The sequence below is a fragment of the Aeromonas sp. S2(2024) genome (assembly GCF_041402505.1).
Taxonomy (GTDB): domain Bacteria; phylum Pseudomonadota; class Gammaproteobacteria; order Enterobacterales; family Aeromonadaceae; genus Aeromonas; species Aeromonas media.
The window spans coordinates 74,853-97,678 of sequence record NZ_JBGLRL010000014.1; the positions used below are offsets into that span (position 1 = coordinate 74,853).

At 62.1% G+C, this 22,826-nt stretch carries 22 protein-coding genes; 5 read left to right on the top strand and 17 right to left on the bottom strand.

The window, feature by feature from the left end:
- The first annotated feature begins 48 nt into the window (after window positions 1–48).
- On the top strand, window positions 49–1,038 hold the full coding sequence (locus tag ACB039_RS14655; protein ID WP_371165934.1) for a luciferase-like monooxygenase: 990 nt from the start codon (window positions 49–51) through the stop codon (window positions 1,036–1,038).
- Between the two features lie 170 nt (window positions 1,039–1,208).
- The gene (locus tag ACB039_RS14660; RefSeq protein WP_371165935.1) at window positions 1,209–1,694 is read left to right on the top strand and encodes a 2TM domain-containing protein; all 486 of its coding nucleotides are present in this window, start codon (window positions 1,209–1,211) and stop codon (window positions 1,692–1,694) included.
- 66 nt (window positions 1,695–1,760) lie between these two features.
- Here the strand turns inward: ACB039_RS14660 and ACB039_RS14665 are convergent, their stop codons facing one another.
- Genes ACB039_RS14665 through lptD form a run of 6 tightly spaced genes read right to left on the bottom strand, consistent with a single transcriptional unit; the run spans window position 1,761 to window position 8,538 of the window.
- Window positions 1,761–2,582, bottom strand: coding sequence for a symmetrical bis(5'-nucleosyl)-tetraphosphatase (locus ACB039_RS14665; RefSeq protein WP_317841417.1), 822 nt, complete (start codon window positions 2,580–2,582; stop codon window positions 1,761–1,763).
- Between the two features lie 6 nt (window positions 2,583–2,588).
- On the bottom strand, window positions 2,589–2,951 hold the full coding sequence (gene apaG / locus ACB039_RS14670; protein WP_171272523.1) for a Co2+/Mg2+ efflux protein ApaG: 363 nt from the start codon (window positions 2,949–2,951) through the stop codon (window positions 2,589–2,591).
- 4 nt (window positions 2,952–2,955) lie between these two features.
- Complete coding sequence (gene rsmA / locus ACB039_RS14675; RefSeq protein ID WP_043130439.1) at window positions 2,956–3,783, bottom strand: 16S rRNA (adenine(1518)-N(6)/adenine(1519)-N(6))-dimethyltransferase RsmA; 828 nt, start codon at window positions 3,781–3,783, stop codon at window positions 2,956–2,958.
- Window positions 3,773–4,768 (bottom strand): 4-hydroxythreonine-4-phosphate dehydrogenase PdxA, encoded by a 996-nt coding sequence (gene pdxA, locus ACB039_RS14680; RefSeq protein WP_043130574.1) that lies wholly within the window; start codon window positions 4,766–4,768, stop codon window positions 3,773–3,775. Before pdxA ends, rsmA begins: the two co-directional genes overlap by 11 nt.
- Before the next feature lie 14 nt (window positions 4,769–4,782).
- Entirely contained in the window at window positions 4,783–6,075 is a 1,293-nt protein-coding gene (gene surA / locus ACB039_RS14685) for a peptidylprolyl isomerase SurA (protein ID WP_043130437.1), read from the bottom strand.
- 30 nt (window positions 6,076–6,105) lie between these two features.
- Window positions 6,106–8,538: an LPS assembly protein LptD gene (gene lptD, locus ACB039_RS14690; protein ID WP_182786258.1), complete on the bottom strand. Its 2,433-nt coding sequence runs from the start codon at window positions 8,536–8,538 to the stop codon at window positions 6,106–6,108.
- A 174-nt stretch (window positions 8,539–8,712) separates the two neighbouring features.
- Between lptD and ACB039_RS14695 the strand changes: the two genes are divergently transcribed.
- The 3 genes from ACB039_RS14695 to djlA are packed head-to-tail and all read left to right on the top strand — an operon-like array spanning window position 8,713 to window position 11,244.
- A complete protein-coding gene (locus ACB039_RS14695; RefSeq protein WP_371165936.1) occupies window positions 8,713–9,741 on the top strand; it encodes an aminoglycoside phosphotransferase family protein in 1,029 nt (342 codons plus the stop codon).
- Entirely contained in the window at window positions 9,738–10,406 is a 669-nt protein-coding gene (gene murU / locus ACB039_RS14700) for an N-acetylmuramate alpha-1-phosphate uridylyltransferase MurU (protein ID WP_041206335.1), read from the top strand. Before ACB039_RS14695 ends, murU begins: the two co-directional genes overlap by 4 nt.
- A 19-nt stretch (window positions 10,407–10,425) precedes the next feature.
- A complete protein-coding gene (gene djlA, locus ACB039_RS14705; protein WP_005327208.1) occupies window positions 10,426–11,244 on the top strand; it encodes a co-chaperone DjlA in 819 nt (272 codons plus the stop codon).
- Between the two features lie 67 nt (window positions 11,245–11,311).
- Here djlA and ACB039_RS14710 read toward each other — a convergent pair whose 3' ends face one another.
- From ACB039_RS14710 to ACB039_RS14760, 11 genes are all read right to left on the bottom strand, one after another.
- The gene (locus ACB039_RS14710; protein WP_041206332.1) at window positions 11,312–12,667 is read right to left on the bottom strand and encodes an NCS2 family permease; all 1,356 of its coding nucleotides are present in this window, start codon (window positions 12,665–12,667) and stop codon (window positions 11,312–11,314) included.
- Between the two features lie 261 nt (window positions 12,668–12,928).
- Window positions 12,929–13,264: a hypothetical protein gene (locus tag ACB039_RS14715; protein WP_005329107.1), complete on the bottom strand. Its 336-nt coding sequence runs from the start codon at window positions 13,262–13,264 to the stop codon at window positions 12,929–12,931.
- Window positions 13,265–13,532: 268 nt separating this feature from the next.
- Window positions 13,533–15,200, bottom strand: coding sequence for an energy-dependent translational throttle protein EttA (gene ettA, locus ACB039_RS14720; RefSeq protein ID WP_005329110.1), 1,668 nt, complete (start codon window positions 15,198–15,200; stop codon window positions 13,533–13,535).
- Window positions 15,201–15,228: 28 nt separating this feature from the next.
- Entirely contained in the window at window positions 15,229–16,536 is a 1,308-nt protein-coding gene (locus tag ACB039_RS14725) for an Arm DNA-binding domain-containing protein (RefSeq protein ID WP_371165937.1), read from the bottom strand.
- On the bottom strand, window positions 16,512–16,727 hold the full coding sequence (xisR, locus tag ACB039_RS14730) for an excisionase family protein (RefSeq protein WP_307773191.1): 216 nt from the start codon (window positions 16,725–16,727) through the stop codon (window positions 16,512–16,514). The genes ACB039_RS14725 and xisR overlap by 25 nt, the downstream gene beginning before the upstream one ends.
- A gap of 60 nt (window positions 16,728–16,787) precedes the next feature.
- On the bottom strand, window positions 16,788–17,261 hold the full coding sequence (ssb, locus tag ACB039_RS14735) for a single-stranded DNA-binding protein (RefSeq protein WP_103244313.1): 474 nt from the start codon (window positions 17,259–17,261) through the stop codon (window positions 16,788–16,790).
- Window positions 17,261–17,518 carry a hypothetical protein gene (locus ACB039_RS14740; RefSeq protein ID WP_216944648.1) on the bottom strand — a complete coding sequence of 86 codons (258 nt, stop codon included), beginning with the start codon at window positions 17,516–17,518 and terminating at the stop codon, window positions 17,261–17,263. The genes ssb and ACB039_RS14740 overlap by 1 nt, the downstream gene beginning before the upstream one ends.
- Before the next feature lie 55 nt (window positions 17,519–17,573).
- Window positions 17,574–17,768, bottom strand: coding sequence for a hypothetical protein (locus ACB039_RS14745; protein WP_102948876.1), 195 nt, complete (start codon window positions 17,766–17,768; stop codon window positions 17,574–17,576).
- Window positions 17,744–18,181, bottom strand: coding sequence for a hypothetical protein (locus ACB039_RS14750; RefSeq protein WP_371165938.1), 438 nt, complete (start codon window positions 18,179–18,181; stop codon window positions 17,744–17,746). Before ACB039_RS14750 ends, ACB039_RS14745 begins: the two co-directional genes overlap by 25 nt.
- A complete protein-coding gene (locus ACB039_RS14755; RefSeq protein WP_371165939.1) occupies window positions 18,178–19,989 on the bottom strand; it encodes a DNA cytosine methyltransferase in 1,812 nt (603 codons plus the stop codon). The genes ACB039_RS14750 and ACB039_RS14755 overlap by 4 nt, the downstream gene beginning before the upstream one ends.
- Entirely contained in the window at window positions 19,986–21,731 is a 1,746-nt protein-coding gene (locus tag ACB039_RS14760) for a phage N-6-adenine-methyltransferase (RefSeq protein WP_371165940.1), read from the bottom strand. The genes ACB039_RS14755 and ACB039_RS14760 overlap by 4 nt, the downstream gene beginning before the upstream one ends.
- Window positions 21,732–22,826: the final 1,095 nt, after the last annotated feature.

Genomic DNA, 22,826 nt, shown 5'->3' on the forward strand with positions numbered 1-22,826 from the left:
GCTACATTGCTCCACTGATGGATCGCCTTTGAATCAATGGAGTGTCCCATGCCTGTCGTTCCCTATTCCGTCCTGGATCTGGTGCCCGTCCCCGAAGGTAGCCTGCCGGCCGAGTCGTTTCGTCATTCGCAGGATCTGGCCCGGCATGCCGAGCGCTGGGGCTACCACCGCTACTGGCTGGCGGAGCACCACAACATGCCCGGGATCGCCAGTGCCGCCACCGCCGTGCTGATCGGCCATCTGGCCGGCGCCACCAGCACCCTGCGGCTGGGGGCCGGCGGCATCATGCTGCCGAACCACTCGCCCCTGGTGATCGCCGAGCAGTTCGGCACGCTGGCCTCTCTCTACCCGGATCGGGTCGATCTCGGTCTCGGCCGTGCGCCCGGCACCGATCAACGCACCATGCAGGCGCTGCGTCGTCAGCGCGGCGGCGAGGTGGATGATTTTCCTGCGGACGTGCGTGAGCTGATGGGCTACTTCGGTGACGAGGTGGGCGCCGTGCAGGCGGTACCTGGCCAAGGGCTGCATGTGCCGATCTGGTTGCTGGGCTCCAGCCTCTACAGCGCCCAGCTGGCGGCCGCCATGGGGTTGCCGTTCGGTTTTGCCTCTCACTTTGCACCCGGTCTGCTGTTGCAGGCACTGGAGATTTACCGCGCCCAGTACCGCCCTTCCGCGCGCTGGCCCAAACCTTATGCGGTAGTCTGTATCAACGTGATCGCTGCCGACACGACCCGGGAGGCCCGTTTCCTGTTCACCACGCTTCAGCAGCAGTTCCTGCGCCTCTATCGGGGGGATGCCGGCAAGCTGCCGCTGCCGGTGGAGAGTCTGGGGGAGCAGTGGTCACCCCGGGAGCTGATGGCGATGGAGCAGACCCTGGCCCGCTCTCTGGTGGGGGATCCGGATCAGGTACGCCACGGTCTCAAGGCCTTGCTGGCCGAAACCGGGGCCGACGAGCTGATGTTCAACGGTCCCATCGTCGATCATCAGGCCAGGCTGCGTTCCTTCGAGATCGCCGCCGGTCTGATGCAGAGCCTGTGACAATCTGGTCGGGCGTACCAGCGTGTGTGTCCGCACAGGGGTGAACCTCCCGTTCATATTTCAAGTCTTTGATTTAAAACGATAGTCAGGTTTATGTCGGCCCTCTGTCGTGTCACCTCTCGCCGCGCTGGCCCTATGCTGGCCCTGTCAATCACCACAAGGAGTTCGAGATGATCGTCAGGAAGTTGAGATTGCAACGGGGGTGGTCCCAGGATCAGTTGGCGACCCTGACTGGCCTGAGTGTCCGCACCATACAGCGGATCGAGCAGGGCCAGCAGCCCGGACTGGAATCCCTCAAGGCCCTGGCCGCCGTCTTTGAGCTCGATGTGACGCAACTGCAGGAGAGCGAGATGAAAGGGAACGAGACCGACAGTCAGGGGACGGTGCAGGTGGCCAAGGATGAGCGGGAGGCGATGAAGTTCGTCGAGGGGCTCAAAGGCTTCTACGGCCACCTCATCAGCTATGTGCTGGTGATAGGGGGGCTGTTTGTCATCAACTACCTGAGCAACCCGGACTATATCTGGGCCTGGTGGCCCATGCTGGGCTGGGGGCTTGGCCTGATGTCCCATGCCATCAACCTGTTCCAGCCATTCAGGCTGTTCGGGCCCGAATGGGAGCGGCGCCAGGTCGAGAAGCGGCTGGGGCGCAGGCTCTAGCCTGCGTGCTGACCAACGAAGAGGCCCGGCAATGCCGGGCCTCTTTATATCGCCAGCGTCTTTTTTTTACTTGGCATAGGCGGGGCAGGGGGTCGCTATCAGGGCATCGTCTTCATAGCGCCAGAGGGTGAGGCTGTTGCCCCACACGCAGCCGGTGTCCAGCCCCTTGATGTCCGCCTTGCCGGTGGCGCCCATCAGTGCCGCCCAGTGGCCGAATACCAGGATGGGGTCGTCGTCGTGGTGCTCGCGCTGCTCGAACCAGGGGCGCAGGCCCGGGGTGGACTCTGTGGGTCCCTTCTTGCACTTGAAGTCGAGCCGGCCATCGAAGTAGCAGAAGCGCATCCGGGTGAAGGTGTTGATGATGTAGCGGTAGCGCTCTATCCCCTGCAGGTTCTCGTCCCAGCTATCGGGCTGGTCGCCATACATGTGGTGCAGCAGCCAGCTGTACTGATCGCCGCGCAGCAGCGTCTCCACTTCACGGGCACAACTGCGTGCCGTGTGGGCATCCCAGGCCGGAGAGAGTCCGGCATGGATCATCATGATGGGCAGATCCGGATGCTCCGCCAGCAGGGGACGGTGGCGCAGCCACTCCAGCAGCTCGTCCCGATCCGGGGCTTCCATCAGGGCCTGCAGCTTGTCTTTCTTCTTGAGAGGGGCGACCCCATGAGCCACCGCCAGCAGGTGCAGGTCGTGGTTGCCGAGCACGGTCACGGCGTGGCTCCCCAGTGACTTGACGAAGCGCAGGGTGTTGAGGGAATCCGGCCCGCGGGCGACCAGGTCGCCACACAGCCAGAGCGTGTCCTTGTCGGAGTCGAATTCGGCAAGATCCAGCAGACGGCGCAGATCGTCGTAACAGCCCTGGATATCACCGACGAAACAATTCGCCATGAAACCTCAGTTGATAATGTTGGGAACGGCCAGTGTGAAAGGGGCGATGGGGGCCTCGAATTGCTGCCCCGATTCGTCTTGCAGGGTATAACTGCCTTCCATCACGCCGAAGGGGGTGGCGAGCGGTACGCCACTCTGATAGCTGAAGGTCTCGCCGGGGGCGATGAAGGGCTGCTCGCCCACGACCCCCGGCCCTTCCACTTCCAGCATCTTGCCATTGGCATCCGTGATGAGCCAGCGCCGATGCAGCAGTTGCACCTTGCCCGGCCCCAGATTCTCTATCTCGATGAGATAGAGAAAATGGTAAGGATCCTCGGTACCCGCCACATAGCTGGGGTGCGGGCGCACCACTATCCGGGTGGATGCCATGGGATCAGGCCTGCTGCTGATCGGCCAGCCAGTTGGCGATCATGACGAACTGCTCGAGGGAGAGGTTCTCCGGACGCAGGTTGCCATCGATGCCAAGCTCGGTCAGCTGAGCGTCGGTGATGAAGTTGGAGAAACTGTTGCGGATGGTCTTGCGACGCTGGCCGAAGCCCTCGGTGCAGACCCGGCTCAGGCAGCGGAGGTCTTTCGCGACGATAGTCGGGTTCTTGTGTGGCACCAGTCGCACCACGGCCGAGTCGACCTTGGGGGCTGGCTTGAAGGCACCCGGGCCCACTTCCAGCACCGGGATCACCTGGCAGTAGTACTGGACCATGACGCTCAGGCGGCCATAGGCCTTGCTGCCAGGGCCTGCGCACATCCGCAATACCACTTCCTTTTGCAGCATGAAGTGCATGTCCTCCACCCGGTCGGCGAACTCGCACAGGTGGAAGATGAGCGGGGTGGAGATGTTGTAGGGCAGGTTGCCGAAGATGCGCAGGGGCGGTTTGCCTTCTCCCATCAGGGTGCCGAAGTCGAAGCGCATGGCGTCGGCCTCGATCACCGTCAGTTTGTCCTTGAGGGTCGGGTGCTCGCGCAGGCGAGCCGCCAGATCCCGGTCAAGCTCGACCACCGTCATCTTGTCCATCTGGGAGGCGACCGGTTCGGTCAGTGCCGCCAGACCCGGGCCGATTTCCACCAGGTTCTGACCCGGCTGTGGATTGATGGCGGCGACGATCTGGTCGATCACATAACGGTCGTGCAAGAAGTTCTGACCGAAACGCTTACGGGCCGTGTGGCCCATGTGCACCTTGTTGCTCTGCACCTTACTGCTCATATCTTTTTTTCTCTACCATCTGGATGGCGTGGTTAATCGCGGTGATCAGGCTCCCCGAGTCTGCCAGGCCCTTGCCTGCCAGATCCAGTGCGGTGCCGTGATCCACCGAAGTACGGATGAAAGGAAGTCCGAGGGTGATGTTGACCGAGTTGCCAAAGCCCTTGTATTTGAGCACCGGCAGCCCCTGGTCGTGGTACATGGCGAGTACCGCATCCGCATCCTTGAGGTATTTGTCTTGGAACAGGGTATCGGCCGGCAAGGGGCCGACCAGATCGATCCCTTCCTGGCGCAAGTCGGCCAGGGCAGGTTCGATCACGTCGATCTCTTCACGGCCGAGATGGCCCCCTTCCCCGGCGTGGGGGTTGAGGCCGCAGACGTAAATTCTGGGGTGTTCGATGCCGAATTTTCCCTTGAGATCCGCATCCAGGATGCGGATCACCTTGCCAAGGCGCTCCTGCGTGATGGCCATCGCCACATAGGCGAGGGGAATGTGGGTGGTCGCCAGCGCCACCCGCAGCCCTTCGGTGGCCAGCAGCATCACCACGTCGGCGGTGTCTGACTGCTGGGCGAAGAATTCGGTGTGACCGCTGAACGAGACGCCCGCCTGGTTGATGATCCCCTTGTGCACCGGGCCGGTCACCACGGCGGCGAACTCGCCGCTCAGGTTGCCGTCACAGGCACGCTGCAGGGTGGCCAGCACATAGGCGCCATTGCCCTCGTCGAGTTCACCCGGCACCACGGGGGCGCCGAGGGGAACGGGACAGACCGTCAGGGTCCCCGCCCGCTGCCCCCTCACGGGGGCGGCGGCATCATAGGGTTCCAGCTCGATGGGCAGCCCCAGCAGGGCGGCGCGCTCGCGCAGCAGGGCGGGATCGGCGATCACCACCAGCTGGTGCGGCCAGTCCCGCTGGGCTATCTGCAGCACCAGGTCCGGGCCTATGCCGGCGGGCTCACCCGGGGTGATGGCAAGACGATGGCTGTTCATCTGCTCATCGGCCATTAATTGGGTTCGATCTGGATGTAGGCTTCGTCGCGCAGCTCATCCAGCCAAGCCTGGGACTCTTCGGTGAAGCGGCGGTTGAAGATCAGCTGATAGGCACGCTGCTCCTGGGCCTTGCCGGTGGCATCCTGGCTGCGGCGATCTTCCAACTGCACTATGTGCCAGCCGTGGGTGGTGCGGAAGGGCTCGCTGAGCTGACCCGGTTGCAGGCGGTTGACCATGTCGCGGAACTCCGGCACATAGACGTTGGGATCGGACCAGCCCAGCTCGCCACCCTGCACCGCAGAGCCCGGATCTTCGGAGTACTTCTCCGCCATGCTGGCGAAGCTCGCTTTGCCGCTCTTGATGTCGTGCAAGATGCCGTCCAGGGTGCCCTTGGCCTTCTCCTCGCTCAGGATGATGGAGGGCTTGATCAGGATGTGGCGCGCCTTCACCTCGGTCTGCATCACTTGCTGCTGACCCTTGGTGTCGAAGATCTTGACGATGTGCAGACCGGCGCCCGAGCGCAGCGGGCCGACGATGTCACCCTTGCTGGCACCCTGTACCGCTTCGGCCATCAGGGTCGGCATCTCCTGCGGGCTCATCCAGCCCCAGTCTCCCCCTTCCAGGGCCTTGGGACCGTTGCTCTCGGCGATAGCCAGCTTGCGGAAGTCCGCCCCCTCTTTCAGCGCGGCCAGGATGCGCTCGATCTTGGCCTTGGCGGCGTTGAGCTGCTCGGCATTCGGGTTGTCAGGCAGGGCAACCTGGATGTGACCGACGTGGTACTCGGTCTGTTGCTGACCCTGTTTGCTCAGGGCCTCGACCACCTGCTTCACCTCCTGCTCGGAGATGTTGATGCGGCGGCGGACCTGGCTGCGGCGCACCTCGTTCATCAGGATCTCGCGGCGCACCTCCTCCCGGTACTGGGCATAGGTCAGCCCTTCCCGTTCGAGCTGGGCACGCAGTTGATCCAGGGTCATCTTGTTGTCGGCGGCGATGCTCTGGATGGCCTGCTCCAACTGGGTGTCACTGATCTTGAGCCCCTGGCGATCCGCCAGTTGCAGTTGCAGGCTCTCCTGGATCAGGCGATCCAGCGCCTGCTTGCGCAGGGTGACGTCATCGGGCAGGGATTGGCCGCTCTCCTGGGCTGAGGCCTTCACCTTCTGCACCAGGGCTTCCTGCTGACTGGCCAGTACCACGTCCTTGTTGACCACGGCAAGCACCTTGTCCATCAGCTCGGGCGCGGCGAAGGCGCCCTGGCTCATGACTCCAAACAGGCCTGCGGTCAGCAGGGAAATCAACGTCTTCTTCATATCCATCTCTCAAGGCGTTTGCCAGACCCGTTATTGGTCTCGCAGGTTAAACGGACGAATGTAAGGCAGTGCTTCGGTATCCAGGGAGGTACCCTTGGAGCCGGTACCCACGCTACCCAATCCTTTCATTTCAAATTGAATGCCGAGGCTGCGCTCGGACGTCGGGGCCAGGTTCACGTTGTCCGGCGTATTGACCCACTCCAGGTTGAAGTTGATGCTCCAGCAGCAGGAGTCATATTTCAGACCCACCTTGCGGTCAACTTTGACGTTCTGGTCGAGCTCCTGATAGTAGCCGCCATAGAGGTGCCACTGATCGTTGAGCGGGGTGGTCAACAGCAGGCCTATCTGGTTGAGATCCGTCACCTCGCCCTTGCGGTCGAGGTCATAGTTGGCGTCCCGCACGAAGCGGTGGTTCAACTGACTGATCAGCTTCTCATGGCGGTACTCCAGGGCGCTGTTGGCAGAGCTTATCTGGCGTTGCTCCACATCATATTGCGCCCCGGCATGGGCATACCACTGCTCGTTGATCTTGGCATCGCCCTCGAACGACAGTGGCGAGCGGGTATTGGTGCTCAGGTTGTCGCTGGCGTAGAGCTTGACCCTGGGCGCCACGAAGTCGAAGGCTTGGGCAACGGCCAGCCGGATTCGTTCATCGCCAGCCGGATCATAGATACGGGTAGTAACGCCAACAGAGAGCCGGTTGGAGTCGCTGATGCGGTCCAGGCCGGCGAAGCGGCGATCGCTGAACAGGCTGTAATAGTCCTGGCGCATGGTGGTGGAGTCGTAGACGCCGATGTTGTCCTGATCCTTGTAGGGCACATAGAGGTACTGGAACTCAGGCTCCAGGGTCTGGCTGGCCCCTTCCCCGAACCACTGCTGGTCGCGCTCGAAGGTCATGCCGCCCTTGAGGCGGAACGAGGGCAGCACCCGGGTGATAATGCCCTCCTCCAGGGTGACGTCACCCCCGCCCTGGGGCGTGAATCGGTTGGTGAAGGTACTGCTCATGTCATCCGGCACCGTCTGATCGTAACGGGTGTACATCAGCTTGTACTGGCTGTCGAGGAAGTAACCCGCCTCGTCGATGAGCGGTATGGTCAGGGTGGGGGCCGTGTAGACCCGGGTGCCGGTGTAGGCGCTACCCTTGTTCTCCTCGATGGCCTGGTCGTTGTTGTAGCCGAAGTTGGTCAGCTCGGTGTTCCAGGCCAGATCGTACCAGTTGCCCTGCTGGTAGTAGTTGTGGTTGATGCGCGGCATCAGCTCGTGGGGTTGCTGGGCGCTGGCCAGCAGGATCTGGTAGGTCCGCACCTCGGCATTGAGGTTCCAGCTCTGCTGGTAGTAGCCGGCTTTCAGAGATTGCTGCAACTGGTTGTCGACCTGGGTCCCCACTTTGGGGGAGAAGTCGTTGAAGTAGTTGTAGTCCTGATCCCGCACCTTGGTATAGTCCACCGACACCCGCATGGCATTGTCCATGAACATGGAGGTGTGGCGGGCACTGAGCAGATAGCGGTGACCATCGGACAGGTGATCGTTGAGGCTGTCCGTCTCGTCGTACTGCTTGTCATCCGCCAGGTTTTCGAAATAAAGGGTGCCCACATGGGCCGGATCCGGCATGTAGCGGAACTCGACCTGCTCCATCAGGCCCCGTCTGTCCATGAAGCGGGAGGTGATGGTGGCATCGTAGTTGGGGGCTATGTTCCAGTAGAACGGCTGGGTGATGTCCATGCCGTTCTTGGAGCTTTGGGTATAGCCCGGGTAGAGCAGACCGGTCTTGCGCTCATCCTTGATGGGGAAGTTGATATAGGGGAAATAGAAGACCGGATAATCATAGAGCCAGAGGCTGGCGTTCCAGGCTTCCCCGAACACTTCGGACTGATCGATGTCGATGCTGCCGGCCTTCAGGGTCCAGGCCTCCTGACCCGGGGGGCAGGTGGTGTACTGGGCTCCCTCCAGGGTGATGTTCTGGTTGTTGTTGGTCATGGTGACTTTTTCGGCGAAGCCGCGCACCGGTGAGCCATGAACCTGATACTTACCCTCTTCTAGCTCGGAGTTCTTGGTGTCCAGGTTGGATTTGAGGGTCTTGTCGCTGGTGACAGTAATCTGGCCATCGTTGTAATAGATGTTGCCGATGGCAATGACATCCCGGCTCTTCTGATCAAGCTGGGCATAGTCGGAGTCAAATTTGCGCACGCCCTGACGCACCTTGACGTCACCCTCATAGACGGCGGTCCCGCCCTGCTTGGCCTCCAGGCGATCGGCATCCACTTCGACGGGCTGGGCATTGGCGTCCTGATCCGCGCTGGGTTTCTCGATCTTGGGGACATAGTCATAGCAGAGGCTGTTGAGGATCCCGGTGGCCGGTGGCGCGTTGAGGGGCGCCGCCTGTACCGTGAGCGGGCTCAGGGCAGGAACAAGGCTGATGGTCAGGGCGATGGGATAAGAACACCCCAGTGTCCATTTTGTCATGTGAAGGGCTCGCGCAATCCGTAGTAAAAACGGTTGATTCAGGGCATGCATTTTATGTCAGGATCCATCGAGTTGACATTGCATGTCATTGCTTTATGTTAGCCGGCAATGATAAAGCATTATTGCGGCCAGGGCTAACAGCCAAGTGCTGCTTTCCAATTTGGTTCCCGACTCATGCACGATCGCGCTTCCCTGCTATTGCAATGGGCACGCCGGATTTCCGGTGATGCCAATCTCCAGTTGACCCTGATCTCCGGTGACGCCAGTTTCCGCCGCTACTTCCGTGGTGGTGGCCTGGTGTGGGTGGATGCTAATCCGAAAACCGAAAAAAATCATGAATTCGTTCGCAATGCGGCCGCCCTGCACGCCGTGGGGCTGCTGGCTCCCGAGGTCAAGGGGGTCGACTATGAGCAGGGGCTGCTGGCGGTCAGTGACCTTGGCGATACCCAGCTTATCGGCTGCCTGAACGATGACAACGTGCTGGCCTGGTATGGCAAGGCCATCGCCCTGCTGCCTCGGCTCGGATCGGTGGCGCTCGAGCTCGAGCCCTTCGACGAGGCCTTCATGGCGCGCGAGAACGCCATCTTCCCCGAGTGGCTGCTGGGTCATCATCTGCAACTGACCCTGAGCGCCGAGGAGCAAGGCTTGCTGGCGGAGACATTCGCCTGCCTCACCGAGAGCAACCTGGCTCAGCCCCAGGGAGTGATGCACAGAGACTTCCACAGTCGCAACCTGATGGTGTGTGGTGGCGATACGCCGGACGACAGCCAACTGGCCGTCATCGACTTCCAGGACATGGTCATCGGCCCTCTCAGCTACGACCTAGTCTCCCTGCTGAAAGACTGTTACGTGCGTTGGCCCGATGCCGTGATAGAGCAAGACATGGGCCATGGCTTCGATACCCTGAGCCAGGCCGGTCTGCTGGGCGATCTCGATTATGCCGCTTTCCGCCGGTATGCCGATCTGACCGGCATGCAGCGCCACCTGAAGGCGGCCGGCCTCTTCACTCGTCTCTACCATCGCGACGGCAAGTCCGGCTACCTCAAGGACATCCCCCGTACCCTGGGCTACGTGGTGGATGTGTGCCATCAACATGGGGCCGAGCATCCGGTGCTGGCCCGTTTCGGCGACTGGTTGCAGCGGATTGTGCTGCCGGGCCTGGCCCGGGCGGCAGAGGCTCGGCGTGCCGGGGAGCCGTCATGAAGGCGATGATCCTGGCCGCAGGCCGTGGGGAGCGGATGCGCCCGCTCACCGACTTGCTGCCCAAGCCGCTGCTGGCGGTGGGGGGCAAGCCCCTGATCGTCCACCACATCGAGAAGCTCAAGGCGGCCGGGGTGACACAGCTTGTCATCAACCACGCCTGGCTTGGCCACAAGCTGGTGGAGGCGCTCGGCGATGGCCGCCAGTTCGGGGTCGAGATCCTGTGGTCGGCGGAGGAGAGTGCGCTCGAGACTGCGGGCGGCATCGTGCAGGCATTGCCACTGCTCGGCAGCGAGCCCTTTCTGGTGATCAACGGCGATACCTGGATTGATGCGGATTATGGCGCTCTGGTGAATCAGCCGTTGGCGGATGACCTGGCCCACCTCTGGCTGGTGCCCAATCCACCCCAGCACCCTCAGGGGGATTTCTCCCTGCAAGACGGCCGGGTGCTGGACGCGCCAGCCCTCACCTTCAGCGGCGTTGGCCTCTATCACCCGGCGGCCTTTGTCTCCCTGCCTTGCGGTGCCCGCAAGCTGGCACCCCTGCTGCGCGACTGGATGGCACAAGGCCGGGTCGGTGGCAGTCTGCTGGCTGGCGAGTGGCGGGACATAGGCACAGTCGATCGGCTGCGGGAGCTGGATGACCAGCTGCTTGCCGGCACTCATTAACATCACGAGGTCTTGAACCATGCGTATTTGGGGTAAGGTGCTTGGCGCCTTCTTCGGTTTTCTGCTCGGCAATATCTTCGGCGCCCTGCTTGGCCTCTGGATCGGCCACCGCTTCGATCGGGGCATGGGCATTCGGGGGGCGTTCCAGCGAGCTCCCAGCCAGCAGCAGCAGGCGGTCTTCTTCCACGCCACCTTCGCCGTCATGGGCCATATCGCCAAGGCGAGCGGTCAGGTCACCGAGCACGAGATCCGGGTCGCCTCCAGCCTGATGGACAGGATGCGACTCTCCGGCGAGCAGCGGGTGCGGGCTCAGGAGTCGTTCCGCCAGGGCAAGGAGAACGACTTCCCGCTGCGCGAAACCCTGGCGGAGTTTCGCCAGGCGAGCCTGGGGCAGCGCGACATCCTGCGCTTCTTCCTTGAGGTGCAGCTGCAGGCCGCCTTTGCCGATGGCAAGGTGGAGGCCAACGAGCGCGCCATCCTGCAGACCATCGCGGACGAGCTCGGCTTTAGCCGCATCGAGCTGGCGCGGATCCTGGCGATGGCGGAGGCGCAGATGAACTTCTTCCACCGCCAGCAGCAGGGTGGACAAGGGCAGCAATACCGGCAGGAGGCCCCCTCCCAGGATCGCCTCAAGGATGCCTACCAACTGCTCGGGGTGAGCGAGAGCGACAGCGATCAGGATATCAAGCGCGCCTATCGCAAGGAGATGAGCAAGCATCACCCGGACAAGCTGGCCGCCAAGGGGTTGCCGCCCGAAATGATGGAGATGGCCAAGGAGAAGACCCAGGAGATCCAGCAGGCCTGGGAGTGGATCCGCGAGGCCCGCGGCATCCGTTGAACCCTGCCCTTTGTCAGCCATAAAAAATGCCCGTCGATGACGGGCATTTTTGTATGCGAAAGCCGGGTTAGTGGCTGTCGACCCAGACGAACTTGAGCACGAACAGCAGGGCTACCACCAGCACGCAGGGGTTGATCTCGCGCCAGCGGCCAGTGCCCGCCTTCATCACGCAGTAGGAGATGAAGCCCACGGCTATCCCCTCGGTGATGGAGAAGCTGAACGGCATCATCACTGCGGTCATGAAGGCCGGTACCGCTTCGGTCAGGTCTTCCCACTTGACCCGGGTCAGCTCGGAGCACATCAGCACCCCCACGTAGATAAGGGCGCCGGCGGCGGCATAGGCCGGCACCATGGCGGCGACCGGGGAGAAGAAGATCGCCAGCAGGAACAACACGCCGACCACGATGGCGGTGAGGCCGGTACGACCGCCGACGGCCACCCCTGAGCTGCTCTCGATGTAGGCGGTTACGGAGGAGGTGCCCATGAAGGCGCCGCCGACCGAGCTCACGCTGTCCACTACCAGCGCCTGCTTCATGCGTGGGAAGTGGCCGCGATCATCGGCCAGCTTGGCGCGGTTGGTGACGCCGATCAGGGTGCCGGAAGAGTCGAACAGGTTGACCAGCATGAAGGAGAAGATGATCCCGGCCAGGCTGATGTCCAGCGACCCCATCAGGTCCAGCTGACCGAAGACGGGGGTGATGCTCGGCGGCACAGAGACGAAGCCCTTGAAGGTCACATCGCCAAACAGCCAGCCCAGGGTGGTGGTGACCACGATGGCGATCAGCACGGCGGAGTGCACACCGCGGGCGGAGAAGATGCAGATAAGGAAGAAGCCGAGCAGCCCCAGCAGGCAGGGCAGGGAGGTGAGGTTGCCCACGGTCACCATGGTGGCGGGGCTCGCCACTACGATGCCGGCGTTGTGCAGGCCGAGCAGGGCGATCAGCAGACCTATGCCGGCCGTGATGCCGACCCGCAGGGTGAGGGGGATGTTGGCAATCAGCCAGTAGCGTACCCGCAGCAGGGTGAGGATCAGCAGACCCAGGGCGCCCCAGAAGATGGTGCCCATGCCGACCTGCCAGGAGTAGCCCATGCCGGCCACTACCACGAAGGCGAAGAAGGCATTCAGCCCCATGGCCGGAGCCAGGGCGATGGGCAGGTTCGCGAGCAGACCCATCAGGATGCTGCCGATGCCGGCGATGAGGCAGGTAGTGACGAACACTGCCTGGGTGTCCATGCCTGCTGCAGAGAGGATCTGCGGGTTGACGAACACTATGTAGACCATGGTCAGGAAGGTGGTGATGCCGGCGATGACCTCGGTGCGGGCCGTGGTGCCGTGGCCTTTCAGGGCAAACAGGCGCTCGAGCAATCCTTGCCCGGCGGCCGGGTTGGCTGCCTGCTCTGTGGCGTTGTGTGGTTGATTCATGTTGGATTCCAATGGGTGACGTGAAATAAGCAGCAGGCGAACAGTCAACTCCATCCATGGGGGCTGGGTTGCCCTGTTTCTGGCGACTGAGCGACCAGACTCGTCCTGATACCGTGACAGCGCGCACATTTTTACACAGGCGGCGGCGTTTACAAACCCCGGATCTGCGAGGGGGATCAATGAATAGAGCAAAAATTCAAACGTTTGCCATTTGCCCTCTGAAAACAGGCTCGATAGGGGCCTGTTCCGTGAGGGCGGCCCTCAGCGGCTCTTCAGATAGCGCTCCACCAGCTGGGCCAGCACGGCGTCGCTGTGCTCCTGCAAGGTGGTGAGCGTCAGCCCCATGCGCTGCAGCAGCAGGTTGGCCTGCGCTTCGCTCAGGGTGCGCCCGTCGATGAAGTAGGCTTGTTCGGGCAACAGCTTGTCGTGACGGGGGAGCAGCACCCAGCTGACCCGCTCGGGTTCGATGGCGGCAAAGATCCGGCTGGCCGCGGCGCAGAAGGTATCGATGTGGGCCTTGCCATCCGGGCCCAGGCAGCCGGGTTCGATCCGGATCTGGATGGTGAGTCTCTTCGGGGGGGCGTTGGTCTGGGTCATTGGTAGGGCCGGTAGGGGAACGCGGGGAGAGTGTAAGCGAAAAGGCAACAGAAAGGGGAGCCTGGGCTCCCCTTGTCACGCTGCAATCACCCCGATGGGGTGATGCATCATTTCGCTTGCATGGCGGTCCGCTGGTGTATCTGGAGCGGTGCGTTTGGGCCGCCTCGCTCCAGTTCATGGCGGCGTGACCGCTTACCTGGCGATGCGCTTGTTTATCTGGAGCTGTGTGGCTGGGCCGCCTCGCTCCAGTTCATGGCTGCGTGGCCGCTTACTTGGCGATGCGCTTGTACTTGGCGCGGTGCGGCTGGACAGCGTCGGCGCCGTAGGTCTTCTTCTTCCACTCTTCATATTCGGTGAAGTTGCCCTCGAAGAAGGCAATCTTACCCTCGTCCTGGTAGTCCAGGATGTGGGTGGCGATACGGTCGAGGAACCAGCGATCGTGGGAGATGACCATGGCACAACCCGGGAACTCCAGCAGGGCGTTCTCGAGGGCGCGCAGGGTTTCGATGTCCAGATCGTTTGTCGGTTCATCCAGCAGCAGCACGTTGCCGCCGGTTTGCAGCAGCTTGGCCAGGTGCAGACGGCCGCGCTCCCCACCGGAGAGCTCGCCGACCCGCTTCTGCTGATCGGCGCCCTTGAAGTTGAAGCGACCGATGTAGGCACGGCTCGGGAACTCGTAGTTGCCGATGCGCAGGATGTCCTGACCGTCGGCGACCTCTTCGAACACCGTCTTCTTGTCGTTCATGCTGTCGCGGAACTGATCCACGGAGGCCAGCACGACGGTATCGCCCAGGGTGATGGTGCCGGAGTCCGGCTGCTCCTGGCCCGACATCATGCGGAACAGGGTAGATTTACCAGCGCCGTTCGGACCAATGATGCCGACGATGGCCCCCTTCGGAATGGAGAAGGAGAGATCGTCGATCAGCTGGCGGTCACCGTAGGACTTGCAGAGGTTCGCCACTTCCACCACCTTGTCGCCGAGGCGCGGTCCGGGCGGAATGAACAGTTCGTTGGTCTCGTTGCGCTTCTGGTAGTCGTTGGTGTTGAGCTCCTCGAAGCGAGCCATACGGGCCTTGGACTTGGCCTGACGGCCTTTCGGGTTCTGACGTACCCACTCCAGTTCCTTCTCGATGGACTTGCGACGGGCCGCTTCGGAACTGGCTTCCTGAGCCAGACGGGCGTCTTTTTGCTCCAGCCAGGAGGAGTAGTTGCCTTCCCAGGGGATACCCTCGCCGCGGTCCAGCTCCAGGATCCAGCCCGCCACGTTGTCGAGGAAGTAACGGTCGTGGGTGATGGCGACGACGGTGCCCTCGTAGTCGTGCAGGAAGCGCTCCAGCCAGGCCACGGATTCCGCATCCAGGTGGTTGGTCGGTTCGTCCAGCAACAACATGTCCGGCTTTTCCAGCAGCAGACGGCACAGGGCTACCCGGCGGCGCTCACCCCCGGAGAGGTGCTTGATCTGGGCGTCCCAGGCTGGTAGGCGCAGGGCGTCGGCCGCGCGCTCCAGTTGGTTCTCCATGTTGTGACCACCCTGGGCGGCGATGATGGCTTCCAGCTCGCCCTGTTCGCGGGCCAGCTTGTCAAAATCCGCATCCGGGTCGGCGTAGGCCGCATAGACCTCATCCAGGCGAGCCATGGCGCGTTTCACCTCGCCGACCGCCTCTTCCACCGCCTCGCGGACTGTCTGCTCCGGATCCAGCTTCGGCTCCTGGGGCAGGTAGCCGATCTTGATGCCGGGCTGCGGACGGGCTTCCCCTTCGATCTCGGTGTCGATCCCCGCCATGATGCGCAGCAGGGTGGATTTACCGGCGCCGTTCAGACCCAGTACGCCTATCTTGGCGCCCGGGAAGAAGGAGAGGGAGATGTTCTTGAGAATATGACGCTTGGGCGGCACGACCTTGCCGACCCTGTTCATGGTGTAAATAAATTGAGCCATTGGCTAATTCTCTTTAATTTACAGGTTGTTATTGTGTTGCTTTGAAATCTTGGGGCTGTATTGGGGCCAAATCTGAAAAGCTGGCCCCAAGCCTGCCCCAAACCCTGTCCGCTTCGTCGCGGTCTTGTTCGGGAATCCATTTGCCATAGACTGTTCGCACCATGGTGCTGTCCTCGTGCCCAAGGTAAGACGCAACCCATTCAGGGTTGGCGCCAGCGGTCAGCATCCAGCAAGCAAATGTATGGCGCATATGGTATTGGGTTCGGCGGCGAATGCCAGCCCTCTTTATCAACCTGTCCCATTTGTCACCCAAGGTGAAAGCCGTGTAGCAGATGCTGAGCCCGGGTGTCTTGCTGGTTACATCGGGGCTGAACACGAACGTGACCTTTTCATCTACCTGCCGGCGGTCCCGCAGCGTCTTCTTGATGTAGTGGGATTGGCGCATGGCTGTCATTGGCCGCATGCGTCTTAGTGCCTCAATTGCCGGTGGGAGGAGCACAATCGTTCGCTCATGACCTGTCTTCGGCACCTTGAAGTTGCGGGCCTGGGTGATGTTGCGGCGGATCTGCAATTCCCCGCGCTCCAGGTCAACATCCTCCCATGCCAAGGAGCAGAGCTCCCCAGTACGCATGCCTGTCCAGCAGGCGAGCTGGACCCACATTGCGTCCATGTCGTGCCTGGCAGACTCCTGCAGGCGACGAAACTCATCTTGATCAAATGGGTCTGGTTTATCCCGGATCACTTCCACCTTGGTCAGCACTGAAGAATGGTCCTGATGGGTGTAGCCGTTCTGCTTGGCGAAGTTGAACAGCCCAGCGGCGACCATCATGTAGTAGTTGACCGATCTCGGAGCCAAGGGCTTGCTGGTTCTGTTACGCGGCTCGGTCATCAGGTACCGGCGCCATTGCTGCAGGTCTTCGGTCCGGAAGGTGCTGACGACCCGGGTGTGGTCCAGGTCAGATGCCAGCATCCCCAGGATTGAGCGATATCGGCCACGGGCGTTATCGCCTATGTCCACATCCTTGATCTTCAGGTAGTGCTCTACCAGGTCGCCCAGAGAGATGTCCCGGCTTGCGGTCGTGCCGGCGAACCGGTGGGCGTTCTTACTGTCTGGGAAGTGTTTGGCGTAGTCGAAGACACCAATGGCAATTTCATGCAGGATAGCCTCCCGCTTGCGGGAGGCGTGCTTGATGTTGGCTTTGGTGGCCGGCATGTTGAGCGTTTCCCGGCATCGCTTGCCGTGGAATCGGAAGTCGATGCGAAGACTCTTGCCGTGCAGTTCGACACCTGGTGTTTCAGCAACGATGTCGATCAGTTCTTGGTTCCGGTCAGCCAATCCTCATATCTCCGCCAGTGATAGACATACTTCCCATCCGGGGCCAACTTGTAGTGGACCCCCTCTATAAGCTGACCCTTCTTCCGCTTCTCGCTGATGGCCTTCTCAGTGTACCCGAACATCTCTCCCAAAACTCGAGGCAGAACCCAGCTGGGGCGTTCCATCACAACCACTTTCTGATGCATATTCATGTCTCCTTTACGCCTCACGGCGAGAAGAGCGGCCCCATGGGGCCACTGTCTTTCGTTACGCTAGAACGGCAGATCGTCGTCATAAGCGATCGGTGGTTCGGTGTAGGCCGGTGATTGCGCCGGCTGTGGCGTTGGCCTTTGCTGGCTGCCTGCCGCTTGCTGTTTCCCTCCTCCGTTTTGCCCGCTTCCTCCCAGCATCTGCATCACCCCTGTGAAGCTGTCCACGAGCACCTCGGTGGTGTAGCGCTCCTGGCCGCTCTGGTCCTGCCATTTGCGAGTCCGCAGTTTGCCCTCCACATAGACCTGAGAGCCCTTCTTCAGGTGCTTCCCTGCCACCTCAGCCAACATTCCCATGAACACGACACGATGCCACTCGGTGCGCTCCTTGGCCTCGCCGGTCTGCTTATCGCGCCAGGTGTCGGAGGTCGCCAAGGTGATGCTGGTGACAGCGTTCCCGCCGGGCATGTAGCGCACTTCCGGATCCTGGCCGAGGTTGCCGATCAGGATGGCCTTGTTGATACCGCGGCTGGCCATCAGTGATGCCCCTGGGTTTGATAGAGCTGCTGGAACTTGGTGTTGACCTGCCTCCATTGGGGGTCCTTTGCCTGCTTGAGGCAGTGAATACGGCGAGCCATCGCGAACTTGGCCTTTTCCAACATGTTGGCGCTGGTGGCGTGGTGCTGGGCTTTCTTGTAGGAGAGGGCCGCATCCTGATGGTTGCCGGCATGCTCCTGCTGGATGGCCTGCTTGAGATCATCCCGGTAATTGCGCTGGTAAAGTTTGATATGCATCGTGTCCTCCCGGACAGTCGTGGTTCGTTACATCCAGGCCTGCATGGCCGGGCATTCAATTCAGGGGGGATTCAATCTCCTGGTACTCCAGTTCGTTGAAATTCAGATACTGGGCCGGGGCCTTGTCGATGGCGGCCAGCCGGATCTGCTGGTGAGTCATCGGGTGGTGCGCCTCGATGGTCCCGGTCAGACGATCCGGTGCTGCCCCCAATTCGGTGGCCGCATTCAGGGTGTAGCTGTAGCGGTGCATTGGCCTGCTCCTTTGGTGGTATCGATTTGCCAGCGGTACCCGCCGTGCTTTTCCTGCTGGCCGGCAAGACAGCGGGTGATGCCGACCCTGACAAAACCGCCCTTGGTCTCCGCATCCGTGACACTGTCGAACCGGACGACCTGATCCCCATTGATGCCGATCACCGGGGTCTTGCGCCACTGCGGCGGTTTCACCATGTCAACGAAGAGGCGGCGGGTATGGCGCCCGCGACCGTTTTGCCCAACCATGCAGAAGTGTTCAATTCGAGTGGTGAAGCGAGACTCCCTGTGGATCTGGCCCATCACGATGCTGGCCTCACTGACAGTGAGGGAGAACTCGGCGGCCACATCGGCACTGATGGCGCCGCCGGTGAGGGCATGAATCCACTCGGCAACGTCCTGAACAACGCTCATGCTGCCCTCCTGGCTTGCAGGTGCTTGTACGGGTTGTTGGCTCTGGCAATGGCCGCCATCGGCGGAGGGCTGACGCTGTTGCCTACCATCAGCACCTGATCGGTGATGGAGAGAGGGGTGCCGTCGTGGCCGCGGTCATGGATGTAGTGGCGTGGCATGCCCTGACAGCCATAGAGCTCCTTCGGTACCAGCATGCGCAGGCCGATATCCACGATCACCCAGGTGTTGCCGCACCAGGTCACGGTTACCAGCGCCAGCCGGTCCTTGGTGGTGATGGTGTGCATCGGGTCGGTGACAGCACCCCACTGCCCGCCGCTCGAGTAGTAGCGCATCAGGAAGGCGCTGACCCACAGGGCCCCGGCCTCTTGCTCCGGTGTCAGACCGAACTCACCCGGGCTCGCCATCACGGTCTGCACCAGGGCGTGGTGCTGGCCCGCTGAAACGATGGTGGGGAGCTGGCTCTCCGGAGTGCTCGGTGGCAGGTTCTTGCGCAGGTGCACCATGAAGGCGGAGGCCAGTTGCTGCTGGCTGCCGCTCGAGGTGATGGTGCTGCATGGGTCAGCCACGGATCTGGCAGGCACGGTGTTGAACCCGCCATTGGCCTGCACCATCAAGGGGGCCGCCAGCATAGACTTGCCACCGCCGCCGGCCATGATGGCTGCCGCAGGTTCATCCACCCCGTGCTCACCCCCTTTACCGAAGTGGCGCACCACCAGAGGGGCCAGACTCGGGTTGCACACGGCGAACGCGCCACCCTTGGGCCAGCCTGTAATAGTGCGCAATGGGGCATCAACCGAATCGACACTGCGCCCTGACCAGTTGGCCAGCTCGATGACGAAGGGCTTGGGATTGGTCAGCACCTCGCGGATCACTCCGATTGCCACGCGCTCCAGGGTGGCATCGGCCAGTGGGCGTTTGACGTTCAGCCCCTGTGCCCGGGCTTCTTCCTTGGTGAGGAAGATGCTGGGGCAGGGGATAGACCAGTCGATGTGATCCGCCGTTACCCGATAGGGCTTGAGGTGGCTGCCTGGTGCCGGGGCCTTGCAATGGGTTGGAGCGGGCCAGCAAACGGCCTCCCCGTCCCGGCGGGCAACGAGGTAGAGGCGCTGGCGGCTGGTGGCCGCACCGTAATCGGCTGCATTCTTCACGGTATGGTCAAGCTCATACCCCATGCGCTCGATGCTGGCCAGAAAGCGGCGCCAAGTCTGGCCTGCCCGCTTGGGATCCGGCACAAGGTATTGCTGCTGGCGTGGCACCCGCTCCCCGGGCTCGGCGATATGCTGCTCGATCTTGGTCTTCTTGCCGCGCTGAACCTCGACCAGCTTGATGACCCGGCCAGTGGCCTTGTCCCGCTTGGCGATGAGGGGCCCCCAGGTGCGCATCTGCTTGACGTTCTCCATGGAAAGCACGGCAGGTTTGCTCAGGGCAAGCCATTTGGTGATCACCCATGCCAGGCTGCGGATCTCCTGCTTGCGCGGCTGACCGCCGGCGGCCTGTGAGTGGTGGGTGCAATCCGGGCTGGCGTGCAGCCAACCGACCGAGCGCCCTGCCAGCACAGCAACCGGGTCCACGGCCCAGATATCCTCTTGCAGATGCAGAGCCTCCGGGTGGTTTGCCTGGTGCATGGAGAGCGCCTTGGGGTTGTGGTTGATGGCGATGTGCACCGGGCACCCAAGCCCACGCTCAATCCCCGTGCTGGCGCCACCGCCGCCGGCGAACAGATCCACGTTGATGGCTGATCCCAGGTTGAGCGGGGCCCCGGTCACCTTGGCCCTGACGGCGCGGGAGCGGCGAAGTGATTTGCTCATACCATCACCTCATTCACTCGGGTAATTGCGTTGATCATCACGCTCTTTTGTGTGACTGGGCTGAGGGTCGGCTCGTGATGCAGGGCGTTCAGCAAGGCGATCACGGCCTCCTGGCGGTGCAGGTCGAGCATGGTGAAGGACTCGGTGAAATTGTATCCCTCAACCTGCTTCAGATTTGAGACAACCTTGCGCAGCAGCACCTTGGTTTTCTCGTCCAGGGTGGTGTATTCGTCCATGAGCTGCTCATCGCTGACTGATATGGCAATCGCTACCTCCCGGGCGGTGTAGTGCTCCTTGGAGCCGTAGAGGACAGTCAGCACGGCGACGAAGCATGACCACTCGGCGCCACCCAGATTGAGCTCGTCGTTCTGGTAGTCGAAGGCCCAGTCTTCCAGCGGCTTGATGTTGGGGGCCTCGTCTTGCTGGTGGCTATCCAGTTCTGGCTCAGACAACAGCTCGAGCTGCAGTTCGCTCTGCACAGGTTCGGCACTCTGCGCCAACAGCTCGGCGGCTTTGGCGGTGGCCTGTGCCAGCAGATCGCCGGGGGCCGTCAGGTTGTCGATGATCCAGGCGGCCAGCTCGGCGGTCCTAGCCGGGGTCAGGATGTCCGCATCGTCGATCTGGTAGATAACCCCCTTCACTGCGGGGTGGCGCTGCCAGTAGGGCAGTGCGGGTGAACGACTATCTTCTGCGACAAAGCCCTGATGGATAGGCTTGCCGGCCAGCAGGTTGGCGACGGCCAGATCAAGCCGATAGAAAATCTCGGAGAGTGGATAGGGCTCGTCCAGCCAACCCTGCACATAGCCCCTGACCGTGGCCAGCTGCTCTTCGCTCAGGTCGCGGCACTCGAGCTGTTTGCCCATGATGCTGCCAGCATCGGAATAGCCCTGCTCGGCCAGCATGGTGCTGTCCGTGATGGGCAATACCAGCTCCAGCATTGCCAGCTCGTCAGCCGCAGCGGCGTTGGTCGTGTCATCGCTGGCCACTGGCGGTTCCCACGCTGTCGGCTTGGCGACGGCAGGTTCGTCCAGCAGCATGGCTGGCTCGGTAGAAGTGGCCTTGGCGATGGCCTGGCTGGCTTCTTCGTTGAGGGCAACCGCCTGGCGGTGGATCATGTCGAGGATGATCTGGCCGGTGGTGATGAGGTCATCCCGGCGCAGGCGTGCCTCGGGTCGACGCTCGCCCTGCCAGCTTGCATCGAAGATCGCCACGGCAGAGGCAAAGCCGCTGGCGCTGGGTTTGTCCTTCTTCGGATCGCGGGGCACGTACCAGCTCGGGACTTCAAAGCCGATGCGGCCGCTGATGAACTGGATGAAGTCGGCATCCTCCGGCCACCAGGTTTCACTGGTGGCGGCCTTGATGAGCAGCATGATCTTGGCGCCCTGTGCCCGTTGCTCACGGCAGTTGTTGAGGATGGCCTCCATCCCGGTGATGGGGTTGCCCTCGCTATCCGCGCACGGGCGGGAGTAGGGCGGGTTGCCGAAGGCGGCACCACCGAGGCGGCGCAGGTCGGCGGCCAGCTCCTGGGTGAGGGCATTGTCTTCGGCGTCGTAGTAGTGCGGCACCAGAGCGTTGCAGTCATCGGCGAACATGTCGAGCACCACCGGCCCCAGGGTGGGGGCGAACTGGTGGAACAGGCCCCAAGCCAATGCCTTGGGGGTCTGCCATTGGTCGCCAATCTGCTTGAGCTCATGGTCAGGCTGGGCCTGCAGTTCGGCCAGCGCTTGGGCGTAGTGGTTCATCGTTGCCTCTTCGTTGAGATATGACCCGCTCCCCGGATCAGGGCTTGGCCTTCTTTGCGACCCTGGCTACTGCGCGGGCCGCCTTGAGGCACTCATCGAACACCTTCCCCTTGGCGAAGCTGGGCGTCAGGTCGAAATAGAAGGTGGCTTCTTTCACCCCCAGCGAGACCGCGTGGGGGGGGGAATTCCTCCTTCTCCAGCGTTGCCTTGATGTGCTTGGCAATGAACTCGCGTGGGTGCATGGCTGCCTCCGCTATGTCTGAAATTGGTCTCATCACGCAAGCGACAGGCAATAGGAGGCCGTGACCCGCTGTTGGGCCGCTATCGCTTGTGGGATAAGGGCCCCGTTGCCGGGGCCAGGAGAGAACATGTCGGGCTGATTGGTCAGGGCCCGGAGCCCTGTGCCAGCATGGGCAGTGGTGCTGCCCTTGATGGCGCCGTCAGGTGGGTGACGGCTGGTATTGCAAGTTGGTCAGCTGCCAGCCCGAACAGCCAGATCAACATCAGGAGTAGTAACCACATGCGTTGCACCTGTGGTGGTGGCTTGAGCACTTCACAGTGAGTCAGCCGTTCTTGCTATCGGTACCGGTGCGCCCTCACGGGCAGACCTACCTATCGAAACTGTCGCCTCTCGGCGAGGGCCTGGGTGGCGCTTCACAGCGGGACCAGGCGACCGCGTAACCCTGCGGTGGGTTGGTTGCCGGTTACCCTATCCGGCGTCAGCGCTGAGGTCTTGCGACTTGCCCAACTGACGGGTTTGCTGTGGTGGCCGGGTCTGACACCGGCCGAGGTCTAGGGGGCATCCCTACGAATGCCGGTTGGCGCAAAGACCTTCCCATTCACCACAACCGTGGATTGCATTGGTCTCCGGGTCTCTCGTGCGGTACCCCATGGGCCTAGGCTCACCTGCAATGCAATCCCGGTTGTGTCCCGGCCTTTCACCGGGTGGGTGGCTGGGGAGTCAGACCCGCCACTCGCTTCGTTCGCTATCACTTCAACAACGCTGTCTTTCCAGCTGCCAGCCGGTCACTGACTGTGTTTTCCGGTCACCTTGGTCGGCACGCATACCAGCCTTGCCAAGGGAGAGCGGGGAGG